Origin of the sequence: Propionimicrobium lymphophilum DSM 4903, from assembly GCF_000423485.1 — a bacterium.
Classification (GTDB): Bacteria; Actinomycetota; Actinomycetes; order Propionibacteriales; family Propionibacteriaceae; genus Propionimicrobium; species Propionimicrobium lymphophilum.
This window is the reverse complement of record NZ_AUIB01000004.1, coordinates 102,639-123,000: the sequence shown is the minus strand read 5'-3', so window position 1 is coordinate 123,000 and position 20,362 is coordinate 102,639. Positions and strand designations below refer to the sequence as shown.

The following is a 20,362-nucleotide window of genomic DNA, read 5'->3' as shown; positions in this document are numbered from 1 at the left end:
AGCTATTAGTGCTTGCGACGACGGATCGCGTAAGCGCCAGCACCAGCGGCAATCAGACCAAGCGCTGCGATAGGCAGTGCGTCGGCGCCGGTGGTCGGCAGACCAGCCTTTGCCTTCTTCTTGGACTTCTTAACCTTCTTGCCCGGGTCGTTCGGATCAAGCGGGTCGGTGCCATTGGCAATCTCGTCACCGTCGTTGATTCCGTCACCATCGGTGTCAGCCACGTTCGGGTTGGTAGGCTTGCCGCCATTCTTGGCGCCAGTGACCTCGTCACCGTCAGTCAGGCCGTCGCCGTCAGTGTCCGGATTCAGCGGATCGGTATTGCCGGGCTTGCCGTTCGGATCGAACTTGTCGTTCTTGAACGGGTTCTTGGTGCCGTTGACCTCGTCGCCATCGTTGATGCCGTCTTTGTCGGTATCGGCCTTCAGCGGGTCGGTGCCGGTAGCGCCGTCCTTGTTGACCTTCGGGTTACCCTTGTCGTCCTTAACGGCATTACCGTTCTCGTCGACGTCGGTGCCAGCCTCCTGGCCATCATTCAGACCGTCGCCATCGGTGTCACCCTTGTTGGGGTCGGTGCCGATGTTCTTTTCGCGACCGTCGGAGATGCCGTCACCATCAGTGTCAGCCTTCTTAGGATCGGTATTGGTGGCGTTGTCCTTATTGACCTTCGGACTGCCGTCATCATTCTTGTCGGCATTCCCTTTGTCATCAATATCGGTACCAGCCTCTTCACCGTCCTTCAGACCATCACCATCAGTGTCGTCATTCTTAGGATCGGTACCAAGGTCCTTCTCACGACCATCAGAGACGCCGTCATTGTCGGTGTCAGGGTTCTTAGGATCAGTGCCGTCCTTCTTCTCGTCACCGTCGTTGACTCCGTCATTGTCGGTGTCGGGATTCTTCGGGTTGGTGCCGTCCTTCTTCTCATCCTCGTCCTTGACGCCGTCGTTGTCGTCGTCATCATCCTTAACGTCGGGGGTGCCGTCGTTGTCGGAATCGAGCTGGAAGATAGCCTCAGCCTCGTTGGCAGTTGCGCCGTCGGGGTAGGTGACTACAACAGGAACCTTGATTTCCTCAGCGGTGTCAGCGTTCAGGTCGCCCTTCTCAGGAGCCTTAGCGGTGACAACACCGGTCTCAGGATCGACAGTCACAGTCCAGCCTTCGGGGGCCTTCCAGCCGTCCTTGATCAGGTACTTGGTGCCTTCCGGAGCCTTCTGGCCGCCAGCGTAAACCGGGGTGGCAGTCTTAGACTCGCCAGGAGCAACTACAACGGGATCTCCGTAACCGGGTTGATAGATCGGGCAGCCCTTTTCATCAACCGTAGTGTTAGCAGGAGTGTTTTCACATTCGTCCTTGGAGTTCGGAACGCCGTCGTTGTCATCGTCTGGATCAGACACGGTGACCTTAGAGACATCCAGAAGCTCATCACCATCGGTTACCCTAACGATGATCTTTTCGCCATCGTTCGCATCGGCAGGAACCTTAACTACAAGGTTGCCCTCGCCGTCAAAGCTGCAGATGTCACCGTGATCGGTGGTGCACTTAACAGTTTCAGGGAGCTTGCCGTTAGCCGGATCCTTGGTCAGAGTGACGTCCTTACCAGGGGTACCTGTTCCGTCATTCCAAGCCGGGCAACCATTGTTGGAAGCTGGGCCAGCGATGTTCTGACAGCGGTCCTTGTCGTTATGAACGCCGTCGCCATCGTCGTCCTTGTTGTCAGTCTCAACAACTTCGACATCGGAGGTGTCGAGAGTCTTGTCGCCGTCCTTGACGGTAACGGTGATCTTGGTGCCAGGCTGAGCATCCGCGGGGACCTTGACGGTAATAGTGCCGTCAGGGTTAATAGTGCAGGTGCCAGCGGAAGCTTCGCACTTTACGGTGCCAGGAAGCTCGCCGTTAGCCGGGTTCTTGTCCAGTTTGACGTCAGAACCAGGAGTACCCTTTCCGTTGCCCCATGCCGGGCAGCCATTGTTGGAGGCCGGACCAGCAAGGTCGGGGCACTTGTCCTCGCCGTTCGGGACGTTGTCGCCGTCGTTGTCGTTAGTGAGAACCTCAACCGGAACGTTAACGACCTCAGAAGAGCCCTCAGGGTAGGTGATCTTTACGGGGATCTCGTACTTACCGGGCTTGGTTTTGGCGGTCGGAGCTACCTTGATGGAACCATCTTCGGCGCAAACCTCTACGGTCTGGAACGGTGCTTTGCCACCGAGTTCGAACTTGGTGCCCTCAGGAGCCTCAGCAGTCTCCTTATCAGGAGTGGAGGTGTTATCGAAGGTCGGCTTGGCAATGACGATTTCCTTGCCAGCCTCAACCTTGGAGTCCTGGACGTAAGCCGGCTCGTAGGTGTCGGCGTCAGAAGGCAGAACCTTAACCGGAACCCAAGTCTTAACAGTGAGCTTCTGCTTATCGTTTAGCGGATCGGTCATACTGACCTCAACCGGAATGCGGTAAGCACAGGGGTTAACATCTGCACCGGGCTTTACGGTCACTACACCATCGGCACCAATAGATGCCCAGTCCTTAGCGCCTTTACCTAGCTTGAAAGTTGCATCCGCGGGGAAACCAAATTTGCCATCAGAGATCTTGTTAAGACCCTTGGCTCCCCTGGTTGCGTAAGGCTTTTCGGTTGCCTTAGTGCTGCCCTTCTTAACCTCGATTGCATCGTACTTCGCATTGAGCGTACGAACGATGAAAGAGTCAGCAGAGAGTTCGTTATCCGCAGCCATCAGCGTAGCGGTGTAAACCTCTCCGTCTTTAGCGTTCTCAGGCACCTGGAAGTTCGCCTTGCTGGCATCGCTCAGTTTCGTCAAGCCTTCAGTAACCTGAACGATCTTGCCATTGGAATCCTTCCAAACAATCTTATTCGGAAGGGGAGACAACTCTTTACCGGTCAGCTTCAACTCAGCAGTCTGGCCAGGCTGAGCAAAGTTGTCCTGAGCATCAAAGTTAGTGATGTCCAGTTCAACATCAACGCTGTTGATTACTGCAAAGTTAACGTTGTACCAGTTACGCCAACCTGGGTTCTTAGCCGGAACAGTCTGGGGAGTCCAGGACTTGTTGGAATCTGCACCGTTGTACATCGGGCGCATGAAAGAAGAATAGTTCGGAACCACCCTGCCTGTGGGGTCTTGGACGAACATGTACATGTCGTCTGCAACCGTCATGGCATCCTTCGGAAGACGAATAGTGTAGCGTCCTTCGTTATTAGTGGTCGCAGTGTACGTGTAGGCAATGTATTCAGGGTGCTCGGTCAAAACATCCTTTACAGCCTTTTCTTCACCGTTTAGAGTCTGAGCAGCTTGCTTAGCTTCGCTTAGTGCTGCCTTACCCTCACTAGTTAGCTTAGAAAGAACAACCGTGTAACCCTTGGCAACTCCATCTTTGCTGGAATTGTAGTTAGGTCCGGTAGCCGAGTTGGCACGGTCACCAGCGCCCGACTCGAGCCAGATCAGGCCGGATACGGTATCGGTAACCTCGGTGGTAACTGCAGCATTTTCGAGAGCACCCTTATCGTCGTGGATCCACTCGGCCTTAGGGCGAGTCATGTAGTCGCCAGGAATTGTGTACATGAAGACCGCAGTGCGCTGCATGTTAGTACCAAGCAGCGGGAACTGGCCAATGTTGTTACCCGTAGAAGACGAGACGAACGAGCCAGGGAAGTAACCCCCAGCCTGGCGAACCATACTTACGGTGTTGCCAGCTTCGTTATTAAAGCTGTTAATCCACAGTCGGTACTGTTGGCCACCATTAGCCTGGAACAGGTGAACCTTGCCGGCGTTGTCTTCCCAGCCGTATACGGGGTTATTTTTATCGTCCGTCAGCTTTTTGCCATCACGGATAATTGGAGTGCGGAGGTCAAAAGCGTAAGCTCCAGGACCAATCTGGCTGCCGTCAGACTGGTCCAAAGACTTGACAGTTGTTACGAAGATGGGGGATGCAGCACCATCGGTATCACGCCACTGCAAATAAACCTTTGTTCCGTCCGGAACAGGAGTGGCACCATTCGAAGTGGTAGCAGGGGTACCAATGCCTGCATAGAACGCTCGACCACTAAGAGTCGCATATGCGTTCGTAGCGTCGGTTGAACTATTGATATAACCGGATTTAAAGGCGTCTGCCTCGATGATGTTGTCAGCCTTGAGAGCAATCTCAGGCTTGTTTCCTTCAGTGGCTTCTCCTGGCTTGCCCTCAATAGCAGTGTCGCCAATGTAAGTGGGGCAACTACCCGCTGCCGCAACAGCAGCATCTCCGGGAGCCGCGTGAGCAGTGCCAGCAGCTAGCGAGGGGACGAATGTCGTCACCATTGCTACTGCAGACAGGCCTGCCAGCAACTTCTTCCGGAAACTACGCGACTTTTCGGCCTTTGTAGGCTCGATGTTTTTAGTCATTGCTTCTCCATGTAGGGGGGGGGTGAAAGCACAGGAGAACGCAAGAAAAACGCGCAATCAATAAAGATAGCCAGCTTTTAAGAGCTCCCCCGAGCTATTTCTTCAGTTAGATGCACAAAGACACCTAAACTTGAACAAAAGAATATCCCCAAGCCTCCACCTGCGCAAGATAGGTTTCATAGACAGAGATTTCTCCGTCATACCGCACTTATTACACCTGTTATTTCACACCTCGCTACCCCTCCTATACGCAGTTTTGCCGCGGCGAGTGCCGCGGCAAAACGCTATTTAGATTGCTTCTAAAAAAGCAGTTATTAAATTGTTTTTTACACCTTTATATATAGGGGGTATTTATAGGTCTCCCCTGCGGGCTGCGTTGCGCGCACCGAAGGCAATCGCGCAGCCACCCAGCACTGCAACCGCCAGGATTCCCACGCCAACCGGGCCACCCGTCCTCGGCAGGCCCTTTGGTGCGGCAACAGGAGTTGCAGTCGGGGAAGCCTTGGTCACTGCATTCACGGTGATCGGCAGCTCTAGAGTGGTCTCCTTTGCCTTGAAAACGATGTTGTGCTCGCCAGCCTGGGCTGCTTTCGGGGTCTTCACCTCGGCGATAAAAGTGCCGTCCTCCTCAGCGGTCACAGTGCCGAGGCGAACCGGAGTCGAGTGGAACTCAACCTCGATCTTCTCGCCAGGCACGAAACCGGAACCATTGGCCATCACTGATTCGCCAGGGAAGATCTCGGACTTATCCAGGACGACCTTAGCCTCAGGGGTCTTAGAGGTTTCGGTTGGGGAAGGCTTCGCCGACTCGGTGTTCTCCTCAGTCACCTTTTCGGTTTTCCCAGTGCTGGTCTCGGTTTCTGTGGGCGAGGCAGCAGGAGACTCACTCAAGGCAGCAGACGGAGTTTTCTCGGCCGAGGTCTCGCTCGCCTCTGCAGCAGAAGTCTCGACAGGCGACTTGGTCGCCGACTCGGAAGCAACAGGCTGAGTAGCGCTGGTCTGCGCTGCGGAAGGCTTGACGGAAGCGTTCGGGGCAGCGGACTCGGTGGCGCCCGCTTCCGGAACCGCATCAGCCGTCGGCTCCTTAGTCTTTGTGCCGCTGGCATCAACCTTCTCGATGAAAGCGAAAGTGTGTCCCAGCTGCTTGGGCTGGTACCCGTCAGCCGCAACAGTGACGCGCAGCTTCGAGCCATCGGCGGCAATCTTCAGCTTGGCGTCGCACTCGACGGCCTCGAAGGTGGTGCCGTCGGCAGCGTACTCGCACTTAAGAGTCGGGGTGATGGACTGGTCGTCCAGCTTAACGCTGAAACCAACCTCGTCGTCGGCCTTCAGACCCTCACCTGCGGTGGTGGTCAAAGTGGCCTTCCCGAGGTCCTTATCACCGGACTTTGTGCCACCGATGGTGAAGGTGGACTCGGTGGTGGTGCCGTCGGCCAGAGTGGCGGTGATGGTGGCCTCGCCGGCAGCAACGCCGGTCACCTCACCTGTGGCGGAGTCGACCTTCGCAACCTCGGGCGCGCTGGAAGCGAACTCCTTCACCCTAAGGGTGAGGTTGCCGGCGCTAACCACCATCTTGGTGGACTCGCCAACGGCCAGATTGGAGTTAGCTACCGAAGTGACCTCGTTGGCGTTCACGTTGACGACCGAAGACAGCTTGTAATCGCCATTCAGGCCGGCAGGCTTAGCGTCAGCGTTGCCGTCGAAATAAAACTGGCCAGCAACGAAACTGCGGTCGGCTCCGGCAACCAGAGCGAATGCCTGCGCGCGGCTCTTCGGATTCAAAAGGTTGTGCAGATGGGCGGTATCGCTGGTCCACTTGCCCTCGGCTGCGGCCAGGTCCTTCTCCTCGGACGCCCAAAGATCAATCGCAGCCTTGACGTCCATGCTCGTGCCGGACGCCAAAATCTCGAAACCGGCATCGCGGCCCTCGAGAGTTGCGGTCTTCGACTTGGAACCATCCGGACGGGTGTGGCCCTTAGCGATGGTCTGCTCGAACACACGCTGAACAGCAACCTTCTCGAGAGCCGAGTCCCAGACCACGGCGTCAAGGTACTGCTGCTTGTTCATGCCATTCTCAGCGACAACGCTCTGCAGCGCTTTGCCGTCGAACTTAACGTTCTTGTCGAACATTGCACCGCGCAGCTTCTTCAGCTCCGCCTGGCTAGTGGCCATGACCTCGTCCTGGCTCAGCGAGACGGTCGCCTCTCCGACGACGGAAGTATCAGTGCCGCCCAGCGAAACACCCAGCTCCGCGTCCTTGGCGGACGAAGCCGACGACGTTGCGGCGTAACCACCAACCAGCAGCACAGCAGCCAGTGGGGCTGCAAGCAGTTTAGAAAGTTTGGACATAGATCTTCCCCTCTTGTCTTGACACGCACGCTAACCAGCAAGACGCCGATACGTTAAATAAAGGCCGTTAAATGCCTAAACCCTCACTTGAGACTGCACACTCGTAGACTTGAGGTCATGAGCGAGTTAAATAAGGAAGAAATCCAGCAGCTAGCGCAGTGGCTATCTAAGGCAAAACGAGGCGTCTTCTTTGGCGGCGCCGGGGTATCCACCGCCTCCGGCATCCCCGATTTCCGCTCAGCCACCGGCCTGTACACCACGGCCAAAGGCAACATGCCGCCCGAATACATGCTCAGCCACAGCTGCTACCTGCAAGACCCCGAAGCGTTCTACGACTTCCACCGCGCGCACATGATCTTCCCCGAAGCCAAGCCCAACGGGGCACACACCGCGCTCGCCAAACTCGAGGAGCTCGGCCACATCAAGGCAATCGTGACGCAAAACTGCGACGGCCTACACCAAGAAGCCGGCTCGAAAACGGTCTGGGAGCTACACGGCAGCGTCGACCGCAACTACTGCCCAGACGTCCACGTCTACGACAAGGTCTGGATGAAGGAGTCCACCGGGGTGCCGCACTGCCCCGTCGACGGCAAGCAGGTTCGCCCAGACATCGTGCTGTACGAGGAAGGCCTCAACCCCGAGGTCATCAGCGAGGCCGTCAGGGCGATCGAGAGCGCAGACCTGCTCATCATCGGCGGCACCTCGCTCAACGTCTACCCCGCAGCAGGCATGATCAATTACTACCGGGGCAGCCACCTAGTGCTCATTAATAGGGACGCCACCCCGGCCGACAACCAGGCGGACCTGGTTATTCGAGATTCCATCGACGACGTCATGACCGCGGCCGTGGCCGCCATGGAGGAATAGGGCACGTCAGGTTTCGTCCCGTGGCAAAGCTAGGCTTCGATGAGCTCGCGGGCGATCATAGATCGAACCAGTTCGCTCGGGGTCATGTTTCCCTTTTCCGCCTTCTCTTGAATGGCCCGTTTCATCGCGACAGGAACCTTAACCGACAAAACAGCAGTGCCCTCCGGGCTAAGCGCTCGAGGCGACCCCTGAATCACATCGCTAGCCGCGCTTTCTCCATCAGGAAACTCACCCGAGGCATAAGTGCTCTCGAGTTTCTCGAGCATTTCGTCGGAAACCACCTGACCATTTATCGCAGTAAAGCTATTCACAATCTCACCTCATCTTTCTTGATTCAATACCTAATTCACGCATAAACGACTTGGTTGGTGGTGTCATCGCGTGAAAAACACGCCAGTTGCCTTGCGCATCTTCTATAGCGACCATCTTTCAGACTTGGCTCCGCAACCAGGTCTGGAGGCCCGGCATCGCGGTGAGATCCAGGTTCGGGCTGGCCAAAAAACGCCCGTCGAGTGTCATGAATAAGCAGTCGATCTGCGGGGTTTGCTGATCTAACACGATCGCGTCGTCGAGACCCATCGCAAGAAACGCGGTGGAATAGGCCTCGCAGGTCATGCCGTCAGGCCCGACGACGAGCACTGCCACCAGGTCGGTCAGTGCTGGCGCCCCCGTCTGTGGATGCAGGACGTGGCTGCCCTGACGCCCACGGGTGATTTTGCTGCCCATATCCGCGGAAACAGAAAGCGACCTGTCCGAGATGGTCAACGTTCCGAATGTTTCCCAACCCTCCCACGGGCTTTGGACGCCGATTTTCACGGGACGCCCACTCACCCGAATGGACGACGTCCCAAGACTAGAAACGACGCTGGTAGCGCCAGCATCGAGCGCGATCTGAGCTAGCCGATCGGCAGCATAACCTTTCGCAATCGCCCCGAGATCGATGATCGTGCCCGCAGGGGCATCCAGACGGGCTTGACCGTCGCGAAGTTCCAGTCTGCCGGCTGCAGCAGACGCACGAGGGAACCCGCTCTCCCCCAACTGCTGCCAGGAAGATGCCTGGACACCCATGAAGATGTTGAAGACGTCCAGCCGTTTGCTCAGCCGAAGCGCTGCAAAGAGAACTTCGAAAGTTTCCGGGCTAATCGAAACCCAATCACCGCGGTTAGCGCAGATGCGAGAAACGTCGGAATCGGGGATGAACCGGCTGAGCAACAGCTCGAGCCGGCGGCATTCCTCCTGGAGCCGCGCTTTGAGCGTGATCCCCGTATCGACGCCAGGAGGAGCAGTGTCGTAGCTACACGACACGCTGGCCAGGGTGCCCATCGTGCGAAAAGTGGTCTTTACAGTTCTTGAACCTACCGAATCATCCATTCGGTAAATTTTCCCCTTTCGAACCAAGACACAACCGCAAGACGTTAACCAGCTTCGTTAGCCGACTCGACGGCGTCGCGGATAGCACCTAAGAAAACCCTATAGCTAACCGAGGCGCCAGCGATAGATTCGACCTCATTTTGATTATTTGTTTCCTTCAACTGGCTCATGTACGACTTTTCGGCCTCGATCGCGTTCTGGGCACGCTGGTAGAACGTCTTGTCAGCAGGTGTTCCGTCGGATCCTAGGCCGTAGTTTTCGTCGTGCGGGGTGCCGTCCTTGTCTTTGATAATGAAGGAAACATCGGCAACCTTGCCGCCAGAAATCGTGAAATCGACGATGCCATACGAGCCATCGGTCTCGGGCTCCGACTGGCCGGTGTACTGGCCATCTGGCAGCTCCGAGATCGGGGTCGAGCTGGCCGAGCAGCCGGTGAACAGCATCGAGCCGACCGCGACGGCCAGCAGAACGGTGGCATCACTCTTGCGCATTAGGCTTCCTTTTCTTCGGTGCGGTAGCGGGCGCTGCCTTTGGTCGGTGTCGCGGAAATGTCATTCACCTCGCGCGCGATCCTGCCGTGCTCGAGGATGATCTGACGCTGCCCCTGGGCAGCCACCTCGGCGTCATGCGTGACGACGATCAGCGTCGTGCCGGCGTCGTGGAGCTGGTGGAAGAAGTCGATGACGATCTTCTCGTTCACCTCGTCCAGGTTGCCGGTGGGCTCGTCGGCCAGGATCACCGACGGGTGGTTGATGAGCGCGCGGGCAACACAAACGCGCTGCTGCTCACCGCCGGACAGCTCGCTTGGCAGGTGCGTGGCGCGATCCGCCATGCCGACACGTTCGAGCGCGGCCATGGCCTCCTGCTCGTCGGGAATCGAGTGGTAGTACTGCGCCAACATCACGTTCTCCACCGCATTCAGGTGCTTGACCAGGTGGAACTGCTGGAAAACCAGGCCGATCTTGTGACGACGCACGTTAGCGAGCTCCGGCTCGCCCATCTTGTCCAGGCGGTCGCCCTCCAGTAGCACGACGCCGTCGGTGGGCGTGTCCATGCAGCCCAGAATATTCATCAGCGTCGACTTTCCGGAGCCAGAAGGCCCGACGATGCTCACCCATTCGCCCCGGGTGATCTCGAGGCTGACGTTGTCGAGCGCGGCCAGGTCGCCGTACCTTCGGCTGACTCCGCGAACCGAGTAAACCGATTCGGCTGGCTGAATTTTCGCGTCCATTTCTTATTCTCCGCTCAAAACGTTACTTGGTTTGATCTGCGAGATCCTGCGGGCGGGCAGCAGCGTGCCTGCCAGGCTGATCGCGGTGGAAATTAGCAGTGTGATTGGCACAACCCACCAGTTGATGTTTAGGTCGATGGCGAAAGCGCGCACCGAGATGACGTCGGCGATCCAGATGCCGACGGCCACACCGATTGCGCCACCGAACAGGCCGAGCAGCACGGATTCGCCCAGCAGCTCGCCCATGATGTCATTACTCAGCGCGCCCAGCGCCTTCTTCAGGCCGAATTCCTTGGCGCGCTCGGTGACGATGGCGTTCAATGTCGCCGAAACCGAGATGACGGTCAGCACGACGATGATAGCGCTCACCATCCAGATCAGGGTCTGCATGGTCTGCGCAATGCCGGATTCGTTCTCGCTGGTGCGACGAACCACCTCGGCCTCGACGCCCTCGTTAGACTCGGTTATCTCGCCGGCTAGCTGGTTGATTGTCGCCGTATCACCGTCGATGGAATACTCCACTAGGTTGTAGCCGGGCTGCACGTTGAACTGCGCTAGGCCCTCGGGCGTCATGACGATGGAGTCGTCCTCTGGCCCGCCCGTGCGCAGAATTCCGGAGACCTTGAGCTGTTTGGCCGTGCCCTTCTCGGTGGTCGGTTCTGTCAGTCCGACGTTCTTACCGATCTCGAAGCGGTAAAGCTCCGCCACCGATTCCCCCACCAAAATCTGGTCGGGCCCGGTTGGCCTTTCGCCGTCGATCTCCCAATAAGGACGAACCTTTGCGACGTCGTCCATGTTGGTTGCAACCACCTGAATAGACTGCTGGTTATACAGCAGGTTCGAGTATTGATAGCCGGCCCTGCCGAGAGTCTTGTCGCCGGCCAGTTTGTCGACGTCCTCGACTTTGTCGGGACTGATCGCGTCGGCTCCCTGCGGCAGCACCACCATGTTTGCGCCGTAGCTGCGCAGCTCGGCTGTCAGCTGCTTGGGGACGGTGTACGCCACCAGGCCGAGCCCGGAAAGCGTTGCCGCGCCAACCGCGATAGAAAGCGACGCAATCAACACTCGAGACATCCGTCGCCACAGCGACTTCGTGATCATGCGCAGATACATGCGCCTTTGCTTGCTGTTCATCAAATCACCGTCCGTGCAAAACCTGGGTAGGTGTCAGCTTGAGCATCGAATGAATCGAGGGGATGCAGCCGATGACGACAGTCAACAAGATGATCAATGCCATCAGCGGGGCAACCACAGGCCGGATCGTGATTGCCGATCCGAACACCAGGTGCCCGACCAGCTGCGCCAGCCCGACGCCAGCGAAGAACCCGAGGACGCCACCGATCAGGCCGACAACCAGCGTCTCCGTCAGGATCAGCCCGATGATCGAACCGTTCCTGGCGCCCAACGCCTTCATCAGGCCGATCTCCTTGCTTCGCTCCATCACCGACGCGGTAACCAAGTTGGCGATGCCCAGCGCTGCCGCGATCATCGCGAAGCCGGCGACCATCGTCATGATCATCTGCGTCTTGTCGAGGATCACGCCTTCGGTGTCGGCGATCTGACGGACGGCCTTAGCGTCGGCGTTAGTCATGACCTCCTCGATCTGATACGAGATCGAAGAAACATAGGCCGTGCAGTACCAGGTCTCCCATTCCTCAAGCGAAAGCGTGCTCGGATCGCGGGCCGCACGGCTGGACAACTCGTTATCCGGCGTGGTCAGCGCGCGAACCTCGATCTTTCCGACCTGGCCCGGACGATCACTCAGCTTTTGCGCCTCGGATAACGGAATGTACATCGTGCGGTCTTCATCAGAACCTGCGGTGTATATGCCCGCAACCTTCAGGGACGAAGTTCCCTTATCTGAAGAAATTTCTATCTGATCGCCAACCGACCAACCATTCTTCTTAGCCACAGAGCTACCCACCATGGCTTCGCCAGAGTCAGAGGCCCACTGGCCCTCGACCTGCCACCAGTCACGCATACCCTGCAGACCAGTGGTGACGTCCTCGCCCGTCGGCAGATCGATGGTGTTGTGGAACCAAGTTCCCTGCACCTTCATATCCTCACCACCGACGTTCGCGTGGGTCTCCAAAAAAGGTGCAAAATCTTCGATGTTGTACGCCCAGAAGATCGTCTTCAACTTGGGCAGTTCGTCCTCGCGGAGCGCACCCTGGGCCTGGTCGGTGTCGACGTCGTACATGTCGGAGATCACCGCGGCGCCCTTAGGCAGCACCTGAATATTGGCGCCGTAGCTGCCGAGCTCCTGCTTGATCTTGTCGCCAACGTCCAGCATTACGGCAAACATCGACGTGGTCAGGCTCGCACCCAAAAAGATAGTCACCGCAACCAGCAGACGCTTGGACATCTGCCTGCGCAGCGCGCGGAAAATCATTCGCCAGAAAAACATGTTTACCTAAAAACGTTCTCTTGAGATTCCAGCTCGTCCAGCGAGAACTGCAGGTTGTCACCAACCACCTCGTAGGAAATCGGAATCGGGTTGCAGCCACCGGGGAATCCGATGGTTTGGATGTTCATCATTACGTTGCACTTTTCGCAGATCACCTTGCCGTCGGACTCGTAATAGCCCGAATCGCCGCAGATCTCGCAGGCATCCAGGCCAGTGCCGAACGCCGTCTCGTTCTTCATGATGACGATGAAACGCACCTCTACCCCGCCCTGGGTCTTGTAGATGCCGCCGGCCTTGCCAGGGTATTCCTTGCCGGCACGGGTCGTGATGGCGAAGCGGTGCAGGTGACCGTCGGAAACGGTGGCGCGGTCGACGAGCACCTTGTCGTCCTGGATCACCGATGGCTCGATCGGCGAAAGTTCCGGTTTGGCCTCGGCCTTCGCATGGCCGAGGGTCAGCGTCACGCCGAACAGGATGCTGAGCACCAGCGAAAGCGCGAAAAACTTGCGTCGTGAAATCATGTCGGCCTTGCGGATCCTGCCCAGTGCCGGATTTGCGACGGGCCCACGCGGATGCGTCCACAGCGCGATCAGGCTCGGGACGCCGATCAGAACCGCGAGCACCAGCTGGGTGATCGGGCCGTTGTACTGAATCCACAACACCATGTCGAAGATCAGGTTGCTCTTGGGCAGCATTCCCCTGGTGGAAAGCTGCTGATAAAGCAGCACCGCGCGCGGGCCGATGATGGCCAAAAAGACGACGACGGTGATGACCGTTCTGACCACCCAGGGAACTCGGCGAGCGGATTTCACGTAACACCAGCAGGCGACCAGCACTAGCAGAGTGCCCAGCACGAAGCCGGCCAGGCGAAGCAGCGATTCGGACTCGAACAGACTCGAGCCCATCAAGACGACGCCGTCCGTGCCGAAAAAGTATGGGAAGCCCAGGAATACCGAGTTGAACGCTAGGGTCACCAGGGCGGAGATCGTCAAGAAGCGATGGCGGCCGGTCTGCTCGATGTCGTGCAGATCTCGGTTGCCGAACATCCAGACGGCAACCAGGAAGACGATCGCGGAGATAATCGCGGGAATGCCGACGATAGTATTCATCGTCGGGATGTTGATGAGCGTGGTGTTTATTCGCAGCTGGGCCAACACGGCACCCGCCGCGAGAGAAAGCACGGTCACCGCCCAAGTAATTCGAGAAACCGTCCTACGCTCCATCGGTGCGTGAGCGCGAGACGCCAACAAAATGGCGATCGTCAGCAGCAGCGGCATCGACAGCCGTACAGCGGCAACGAAGAGTTTAAGCATTTGTTAAGCCTCAGCTAATTATTCAGCAAACAGATTTTCCAATCATACGACGAGCTCCAAGAAACGAGTTATTCGTCCACTCACCGCTTTTACTGCGACACCCCGGAAGGCAGAAACCTTCCGGGGTGCACGCGAGAACTCTAACTAGACGAGCTGGCCGTCCCAGTTCCAGTTCTTGAACTCGAACTTCAGCGGCTCGGTCCAGAAGCGGCCCTTAACGCCAGAGGAGTCCTTGCCGGTGTGCAGCATGAACTCGTCGGCGGGCGAGGCGATGGTGACGGTGACGTCATACTTGCCCGGCTTCAGCTTGATGTTGTTGCCGTAGTGCGGGCCGTCAGAAGCGATCATCGGCATCATGGTGCCCGGATCGATTACCTCACCGGTGTTGACGTCCTTGATCTCAACCTTCGGGTCGAGGTAAGGCAGGAACTGATCGGCGTCGTAACCCCAAGCCTTGGCCTCGTCGGTGGTCTTTACATCGATCTCGAAGTGCATATCAGACTCGGAGGCCGGAGGCATGGACATCGAGCCGTGCTCCATGTCGACAGCCTGGAAGTAAACCAGGTCTACCTCGAGGGGACCATTCTTCTGCGGGCCAGAATCGCCAACCGGAATCTCGTTGATACCAATGACGTCAGGATCGGTGGACTCTTCGGCAGCCTCAGTAGCGGCAGCGGACTCGGCCGGCTTAGCATCGCTATCAGCCTTCTTGTCGGTGCTGTCACAAGCCGTGAAGGCCAGAGCCATGAGCAAAGCGGCAATCAGCGCAATAAGTTTCTTCACTGATTACTCCTTTCAGTTTTGTGGGGCTTCGGCCACGACGGTGGCTTCCCCGGATTTATTTGATTGCCGGTATTGCAGCCAGCCGAGCACCGCCAAAATGACGATTACCAGCAGCTGCGCCCCCAGCGATTCGACAGTCGGGTAGACACCCAACAGAGATATCTCGGGCATACCTTCGACCCGATGCGACGAAATTATTGTCGCGTCCTGGAACTCCTTCACCGCACCACCTGCGATGGTTATGGCGAGCAGACCAAGCAAAATCGACGTCCACTTGAAGAAGGCCTTCATGGGCAGCCGGACGCCAAACTTCCAGACCAGCAGGAACAAGATCGCGAGGATCAGCACGGCGAGGCCGACGCCAAGCCAGATCTTCGCGTGGTCGGCACCGTTCTTTGCACCCGCGATGATCGGCAGATAGAACAGCACCGTCTCGGAGCCCTCTCGCAGCACGGCCAGGAACGCCACCATGGCTAGCGCGAACACGCCGCCCTTCGCGGCCTTCTCGCCCGCGGTGCGCTCGATGTACTGCTCCCACTTGTTTCCGCTGGCCTTGTTGAGAATCCAGTTCGACGCCCAGATCAGCATCACGACGGCCAGCAAGCCTGTGATGCCCTCGATGAACTCCTGCGAGAAACCGCTCGACGCGGATGCGGTGATATTGGCGAACACGATTGCCAGGCCAACCGAGATGGCAAGCGCAGCGAGAACGCCAACGAGGATGCCCATCAGTTGGTCGCGACGCTGTCCCTTGAGAGCGTAGGTGACGACCGCCGCAACAACTAACAAAGCCTCGGCGCCCTCACGCAGCAGGATCAGGAACGACGCGAAGAAGCCACGCCAGCCGAGTTCGGCGTCCGGTGCGGTCAGCTCGTCGAGCTCCTTGGCGTCCTCTTGGACGTAAGAGATCAATTCGTCGGCAACAGCTGCGTACTCGTCGGCGCTCTTCGACTGGTCTTTGGCCATTTGACGCATGTCGGCGTATAGCCCCTCGAGCTGAGACACTCGGGCCTGGCCGATGTAAGAGATCGTGGCCTTCTCAAGGCCATTCGCCTCATACTGGGCGAGGTAGGCGTCGGTCGCAGCCTTGTACGCCTTCTCGAAGTTGCCGGCCGCGTACTCGTCCTTGGCAGAGGTCAGCAGATCTGAGATGTTGCCCGCAACGCGCGTCCACTGGTCGTTTAACTCCGGCGCGTCTTCGAGCTCCTTGACGTTGGCCTCCAGCTTGCCTATCACGTCCATTGAGGATTTCTCGAGATCAGCAGCAGGCACACCGGAGTTCGCCTGCGTGCGCAGGTCTAGCAGCGCCTTGACGAACTCGGCCGAGCGCTCATCACCCAGACGATGCTTGATCTGATCTTCAAGACCGCTGGTCTGGTAGTTCTCGTAGTAAGCCTGACGGATAGACGTCTTAATACCGTCCAGATCGCCGGCCTCGTACTGCCCCGGGATCTGCTGGATCTTCTCGGACATCGCAGCGACGACTTCGTCGTAGTTCTGCTCCGCCTTAGCGACCGGGGCGAACAGATTACTGAACATGCCGATGCACACCGCCACCAAAAGAAGTGGCAGCGCCCAAGCCTTCATCCGGCTAGGACGGCTCGCGCGCGACGCGCCGTCCTCCTCCGCACTGGGCCGAATGGCTAAATCGATATTTTCTTTATTCACGTCAACTCTCAAGTCAAGTTAGCTTCAGAAGGCTGCTCCCCTTCTGAGCAGAAAAACCTTTACCGGTCTTTCTCGCAAACAATATATAGCATTAATTAGGTTAGGTATCCCTATCTGAAAGCAATGTTTCATAACGAAATGGTTTCAGTCGCATTTTTTGCAAGGCTCACCTAAGCAAAAAGAAAAGATACTCCTGCGAATTAAGTAAAAAGAACTTTTTAACAATTAAAAAAAGCCCGCCGGAAAAATCCGGCGGGCCAAATTTTTAATTATTTACAGGACCTCGAAACGTTCGCGGCCACCTAAGTAGGGGCGAAGAACCTTCGGAATGGTCACCGAACCGTCTTCGTTCTGGTAATTCTCCAGAATCGCCGCGATGATTCGCGTCATGGCGCACAGTGTGCCGTTCAGGGTGGCCAGCGGCTGGACGCCGTCCTCGCCGCGCATCCTGATGTTCAGACGGCGGGCCTGGAACGTGGTGCAGTTCGACGTGCTAGTCACCTCGCGGTAGCGCTGCTGGCCCGGGAACCAGGCGTAGCAGTCGTACTTGCGGGCCGCGGAAAGGCCGAGATCGCCGCTGGCGACGTCGAGAACCTGGAACGGAATCTCGAGAGAAGTCAGGAAGTCCTTCTCGTAGCCCAGCAGCTTCTGGTGCTCGGCCTCGGCGTCCTCGGGCGCGCAGTAGACGAACATCTCGAACTTGTCGAACCAGTGCACACGGAAAATGCCTCGGGTGTCCTTGCCGTAGCTGCCGGCCTCGCGACGGAATGCCGAGCTGAAGCCCGCGTAATGCCTGGGCAGGGTCTCCTGCGGCAAGATCTCGTCGGAGTGGAAGCCGGCGAGCGAAACCTCGGCGGTGCCGACCAAATACATGTCGTCGCGCTCGAGGTGGTAGACGTCGTCGGCTGCCTGACCTAGGAAACCGGTGCCGTCCATAGCAGACGGTTTAACAAGCGCCGGAGCGATCATCGGCTGGAAGCCCCACTCAAGCGCCTTCGACAGCGAGTGCTGAATCAGGGCGAACTCGAGCATCGCGCCCGGACCCGTCAGGAAGTAAAAGCGCGAACCGGAAACCTTGGCGCCGCGCTCCATGTCCAGAGCACCGATCTTCTCGCCGATCTCCAAGTGGTCTGCCGCCTCGAAGCCCTCGGCCTCGAAATCTCGGGGAGTGCCCCACTCGTCGATGACGTAAAGGTCGTCCTCGCCGCCCTCCGGTACGTCGTCGATGACGATATTGCCGAGAGCCATGGCTACGTCGTGGAATTCCTTCTCGGCTTCGTCCGCCTGAGACTGCAAAGACTTAACCTCAGCGGCCAGCTCCTTAGTCTTGGCGAGCAGCTCCTTACGCTCCTCATCCGATGCCTTGGCGATCTGGCTACCGATCTTCTTCTGACTGGCCCTGGTTGACTCGAACTTTGCGATGGTTGATCGACGGTTCTGGTCTGCGGCGACCGCCCGGTCTACCAATTCCACCGGCGCGTTACGACGAGCCTGCGAGCGACGAATTAAATCAGGATCCTCACGGATCAACTTAGGGTCAATCATGTCCATTAGCTTACTATTTGCGGTTCACGCTGGCGAACACCTGTTAGCGTTATGACATGTCAAAAGCGGTGGTTATCTTCAATCCGGTCAAGGTTAACGAGCAGGATTTCAAGAAACTTATTGATGCCCAGGCCCAAGAGGCCGGCTACGACAAGCCCGAATACCTGGAAACTTCCGAAGATGATCCGGGCTACGAGATGGCAAAACAGGCTCGCGAATCCGGCTGCGATCTGGTGTTGGTCTGCGGCGGCGACGGAACAGTGCGGGTTGTTCTTTCAGAACTGGTGGGTTCAGACATTCCTGTCGCCCTGCTGCCCGGCGGCACAGGAAACCTGCTTGCCCGAAATCTGAACATTCCACTCGATATGGCCGACGCAGCTAAACACGCTTTTAGCGGCGAAGCCAACGCGCTAGACGCGATCAAGCTGACCGTCGACGGCAACAAGGACGAGGCCGAGCACCTGATGGTGATGGGCGGCATAGGTTTCGACGCCCAGCTGATGGAGAACACCGACGAAAAATTGAAGTCCGTAGTCGGGGCAGGCGCGTACGCCGCCAGCTTCATCAAGAACTTCGACGCTCCCCTGCGTCGACTCAAATACCGCATGGACGACGATCACGGCAGGCGATACAAGAAGGACACCCGAAAGGCCGCGCTCGTGCTCGTTGCCAACGTTGCCAAGTTGCAGGCCGGCTTCGAGCTAATCCCCCAGGCCAAGCCGAACGACGGGGTCCTAGACCTTATGATGGCCTCGCCGAAGGGCCTGGGCGGTTGGGCGAAACTGCTCGGCAAGCTGCTGTTCAAGCGAGAGGCGATCTCGATGGTTTCCGGGCAGCGCCTGCACATTCAAATGGAAGAGCCAACACCGTACGAAATCGACGGCGACACCATGGGCGAGGGACAAGACTTCGTCTACGAAATCGTGCCCAACGCGCTCAAGGTGATTTGGAACCCGAAAGAAGCGCTCAGCTAGCTCACCCACCGAGCGGTTTAGCCGCTCGACTAACCGCCGTTCTTGATTAGGTTCGTCAACTCGGTGACCTGGTTGTAGACGCTCCTGCGCTCGGCCATCAGCTGGCGAATCTTCTTCACCGCGTGCATGACCGTCGTGTGGTCTTTGCCGCCGAACTCGGTGCCGATCTTCGGCAGCGAAAGCTCGGTTAGCTCGCGGCACAGATACATGGCCACCTGACGAGCGCGCACCAAAGTCTGCGTCCTCAAGGTGGAGCAAACCTCCTCGGGGGTGATGCCAAAGTAGTTGGCGGTCTCCTCGATGATGGTCTGCGCATTTACCTCGCGCTCCGAGCCTGCAGGGATGAGGTCCTGCAAGACGTCCTCGGTCAGCTTGAGGTCGACGGCCTGGCCATTGAGCGACGCGAACGCCGTCACCCTGATCAGCGCACCCTCCAACTCACGAATGTTCGTGGTGATGTTCGAGGCCATAAATTCCAGCGCATCGACGGGCACCTTCAGACGCTCGCTGATTGCCTTGCGCTGCAAAATGGCCATTCTGGTTTCGAGGTCCGGCGGTTGAATATCCGTAATCAGCCCCCACTCGAACCGGCTGCGTAACCTGGTTTCGAGGGCCTCGAGCGCCTTCGGTGGGCGGTCGGAGGTCATCACAATCTGCTTCTGCGCGTTGTGCAGCGTGTTGAAGGTGTGGAAGAACTCCTCCTGCGTCTGAATCTTCGACTCCAAGAACTGAATGTCGTCGATCAAGAGCACGTCCACCTCGCGGTAAGAGCGGCGGAACTCGTTGGTGCGGTTCTCCGAAATGGCGTTAATGAAGTGGTTGGTCATCTCCTCGGTGGAGACGTATTTGACCCGCACGTCCTGGTAGTAGTTTCGGACGTAATGTCCGAGCGCGTGCAGCAGGTGCGTCTTGCCCAGCCCGGACTGACCGTAAATCATCAGCGGGTTGTACGCCTTGCCCGGGGCCTCTGCGACAGCGACGGCAGCCGCGTGCGCGAAGCGGTTTGAGCTACCAATGACGAAGTTGTCGAAGGTGTACTTCGGGTTCAGCCTGTCGCCGTCGTCGGCGGGCTGTGTATCCGAGGCGATCAGCTCGGGCACGTTCTGCTTGGGGACGAACTTAGCCACCTCTACGGGTTCCTCGTCCTCTTCGTCGCGCACCGGCGGCTCGAGCGCCAGTTCCAGATCAGGTTCGATGGTGATGGCCAGCCGCATTGGCTTATGGAAGAGGTCCGAGAGCACCTCTTCGATCTGCACCCGCTGCCTGCTCTCGATGCGCTCGCGGGTAAATTCGTTCGGCACCGCAACCATCAGCGTCGACTCGTGGACGGTCAGCGACTTCGAACTGCGCAGCCAGGCACGGGCGGTGGCATCGGCCGCGTCCAGGACTTTCTGCCAGGCATCCTGGGCGGATGGGGTTTCGACGCGATCAGGGAAAGCTCCAAGTTCGGAACCTAATTCGCTCAC

General features: G+C 57.9%; 15 protein-coding genes. 2 read left to right on the top strand and 13 right to left on the bottom strand.

Features of this window, described 5'->3' with window-relative positions:
• Positions 1-5 precede the first annotated feature (5 nt).
• Entirely contained in the window at positions 6-4,388 is a 4,383-nt protein-coding gene (locus G556_RS10980) for a Rib/alpha-like domain-containing protein (protein WP_028821734.1), read from the bottom strand.
• Positions 4,389-4,739: 351 nt separating this feature from the next.
• Complete coding sequence (locus tag G556_RS10050; protein WP_036915786.1) at positions 4,740-6,737, bottom strand: Ig-like domain-containing protein; 1,998 nt, start codon at positions 6,735-6,737, stop codon at positions 4,740-4,742.
• Positions 6,738-6,854: 117 nt separating this feature from the next.
• Between G556_RS10050 and G556_RS0103180 the strand changes: the two genes are divergently transcribed.
• Positions 6,855-7,604, top strand: a complete 750-nt coding sequence (locus G556_RS0103180; RefSeq protein ID WP_028821733.1) for an NAD-dependent protein deacylase — start codon at positions 6,855-6,857, stop codon at positions 7,602-7,604.
• A gap of 29 nt (positions 7,605-7,633) precedes the next feature.
• Here the strand turns inward: G556_RS0103180 and G556_RS0103175 are convergent, their stop codons facing one another.
• The 10 genes from G556_RS0103175 to serS form a co-directional block, all read right to left on the bottom strand.
• Positions 7,634-7,915 carry a ribbon-helix-helix domain-containing protein gene (locus G556_RS0103175; RefSeq protein WP_028821732.1) on the bottom strand — a complete coding sequence of 94 codons (282 nt, stop codon included), beginning with the start codon at positions 7,913-7,915 and terminating at the stop codon, positions 7,634-7,636.
• A gap of 118 nt (positions 7,916-8,033) precedes the next feature.
• Positions 8,034-8,975: an FAD:protein FMN transferase gene (locus G556_RS10975; RefSeq protein ID WP_081675492.1), complete on the bottom strand. Its 942-nt coding sequence runs from the start codon at positions 8,973-8,975 to the stop codon at positions 8,034-8,036.
• A gap of 44 nt (positions 8,976-9,019) precedes the next feature.
• Positions 9,020-9,466 carry an FMN-binding protein gene (locus tag G556_RS0103165; protein WP_016455032.1) on the bottom strand — a complete coding sequence of 149 codons (447 nt, stop codon included), beginning with the start codon at positions 9,464-9,466 and terminating at the stop codon, positions 9,020-9,022.
• Positions 9,466-10,206 carry an ABC transporter ATP-binding protein gene (locus G556_RS0103160; RefSeq protein ID WP_016455031.1) on the bottom strand — a complete coding sequence of 247 codons (741 nt, stop codon included), beginning with the start codon at positions 10,204-10,206 and terminating at the stop codon, positions 9,466-9,468. Before G556_RS0103160 ends, G556_RS0103165 begins: the two co-directional genes overlap by 1 nt.
• Positions 10,207-10,209: 3 nt before the next feature.
• Positions 10,210-11,340 (bottom strand): ABC transporter permease, encoded by a 1,131-nt coding sequence (locus tag G556_RS0103155; RefSeq protein ID WP_024111202.1) that lies wholly within the window; start codon positions 11,338-11,340, stop codon positions 10,210-10,212.
• A gap of 4 nt (positions 11,341-11,344) precedes the next feature.
• Positions 11,345-12,613, bottom strand: a complete 1,269-nt coding sequence (locus G556_RS0103150) for an ABC transporter permease (RefSeq protein ID WP_028821730.1) — start codon at positions 12,611-12,613, stop codon at positions 11,345-11,347.
• A gap of 2 nt (positions 12,614-12,615) precedes the next feature.
• Complete coding sequence (locus tag G556_RS0103145) at positions 12,616-13,926, bottom strand: DUF2318 domain-containing protein (RefSeq protein ID WP_028821729.1); 1,311 nt, start codon at positions 13,924-13,926, stop codon at positions 12,616-12,618.
• Positions 13,927-14,070: 144 nt separating this feature from the next.
• Positions 14,071-14,709: an iron transporter gene (locus tag G556_RS0103140; protein ID WP_028821728.1), complete on the bottom strand. Its 639-nt coding sequence runs from the start codon at positions 14,707-14,709 to the stop codon at positions 14,071-14,073.
• Between the two features lie 12 nt (positions 14,710-14,721).
• Positions 14,722-16,377 (bottom strand): FTR1 family iron permease, encoded by a 1,656-nt coding sequence (locus tag G556_RS0103135; protein ID WP_028821727.1) that lies wholly within the window; start codon positions 16,375-16,377, stop codon positions 14,722-14,724.
• 273 nt (positions 16,378-16,650) lie between these two features.
• Positions 16,651-17,922, bottom strand: a complete 1,272-nt coding sequence (gene serS, locus G556_RS0103130) for a serine--tRNA ligase (protein WP_028821726.1) — start codon at positions 17,920-17,922, stop codon at positions 16,651-16,653.
• Positions 17,923-17,978: 56 nt separating this feature from the next.
• Here serS and G556_RS10040 point away from each other — a divergent pair, with 56 nt between their 5' ends.
• Positions 17,979-18,896 carry a diacylglycerol/lipid kinase family protein gene (locus G556_RS10040; RefSeq protein WP_036915782.1) on the top strand — a complete coding sequence of 306 codons (918 nt, stop codon included), beginning with the start codon at positions 17,979-17,981 and terminating at the stop codon, positions 18,894-18,896.
• A 29-nt stretch (positions 18,897-18,925) separates the two neighbouring features.
• On the opposite strand, the gene dnaA is transcribed toward G556_RS10040, so the two are convergent.
• Positions 18,926-20,362: a chromosomal replication initiator protein DnaA gene (gene dnaA, locus G556_RS0103120; RefSeq protein ID WP_081675491.1), complete on the bottom strand. Its 1,437-nt coding sequence runs from the start codon at positions 20,360-20,362 to the stop codon at positions 18,926-18,928.